Annotated in this window: 2 protein-coding genes; one reads left to right on the forward strand and one right to left on the reverse strand. The window is 71.9% G+C overall.

Going from position 1 to position 1,213, the window contains the following annotated elements:
• Nucleotides 1-552, forward strand: a 552-nt coding sequence (locus tag BN971_RS24330) for an esterase (protein WP_139027174.1), incomplete at its 5' end; no start/stop codon positions are given.
• A 13-nt stretch (nucleotides 553-565) separates the two neighbouring features.
• Here the strand turns inward: BN971_RS24330 and BN971_RS24335 are convergent.
• Nucleotides 566-1,213 (reverse strand): outer membrane protein assembly factor BamB family protein (locus BN971_RS24335; RefSeq protein ID WP_139027175.1); only part of this gene is annotated, 648 nt, incomplete at its 5' end.

Genomic DNA, 1,213 nt, shown 5'->3' on the forward strand with positions numbered 1-1,213 from the left:
ACGGGACCCACCTACACGTTCACCATGACGTTTCCGACGGACTACCCCGACGAACAGGCGCTGACCGACTACATCACGCAGAACCGGGACGGCTTCGTCAACGTCGCCCAGAGCTCCGGCAGCCGCGATCAGCTCTACCAGATGGAAGCCACCACCGAGCAGCACAGCTCCGGGCAGCCGCCGCACAACACCCGCAGCGTCGTGCTCAAATTCTTCCAGGACCTCGGCGGGTCGCACCCCTCCACGTGGTACAAGGCGTTCAACTACAACCTGGGGGCCAGGCAGCCGATCACCTTCGACAACCTGTTCGCGCCGGGAACCACGCCGCTGGACAGCATCTTCCCGGTCGTCCAGCGCGATCTGGCACGCCAGAACCCGCTGGGCGCGGCGATCCCGCCGTCGACGGGGCGCGACCCCTCGCACTATCAGAACTTCGCCATCACCGACGACCAGCTGATCTTCTACTTCGCCCCCGGCGAGATGCTGCCGGCCTTCGCCGGTCCGGCCCAGGCCCAGGTCCCGCGCGACGCGATCCCGCCCCTGGCGCTCTGAGACGCCGCCCGCACTAGGCCGGCGCGAACCCGTAGACCTGGCCGTCGCTGGTGGTGGCGACCACCCGTCGGTCGGTGCCGACCGACACCCCGAGCGGGTAGCCGGTGGCGGCCGGAAGCGGGTAGTTGCCCAGGGTGTGGCCGTTGCCGGGGTCGAAGGCAAGCACCGACATGCCGGGCGCGCCGTTTGCGGGCGGGCCGGCGACCACGGTGTAGCCGACACCGCCGCCGGCCAGGCTCGACGACGACAGGGGCAGGGCGTCGTCGCGGCGCCAGGCCGCCTCGGCGTGGTCACCCGCATCCTTGAACGCGGCCAGTCGGGTGTCGGGGCCGCCACCCGCCACGATCAGCCCCTGCGGGGTGACCGCTGGCGGCGTCTGCGCCAGGAAGCCCAGGGGCACGGACCATTTCACCTTGCCGTCGGCGGCGTGCAGCGCCCACAGCCGCTGGTCGCGGCCGTTGACGTACACCGTCGCGCCGTCGGCGGACAATACCGGGCTGGCGATCACACCGGCGCCCACCGCGTCGCTGCTCCACTCGCGGCTGAGCAGCGGGGTCTGGCCCGCGTGGTAGCGCAGCCCGATGAGAGTGGCGGCCGGCGCGCCCGGCTGCCACACGCCCAGCACCACCGTCCCGGAGGCGGGGGAGTAGGCCGGCGCGGC

It is taken from the genome of Mycobacterium bohemicum DSM 44277, from assembly GCF_001053185.1.
Classification (GTDB): Bacteria; Actinomycetota; Actinomycetes; order Mycobacteriales; family Mycobacteriaceae; genus Mycobacterium; species Mycobacterium bohemicum.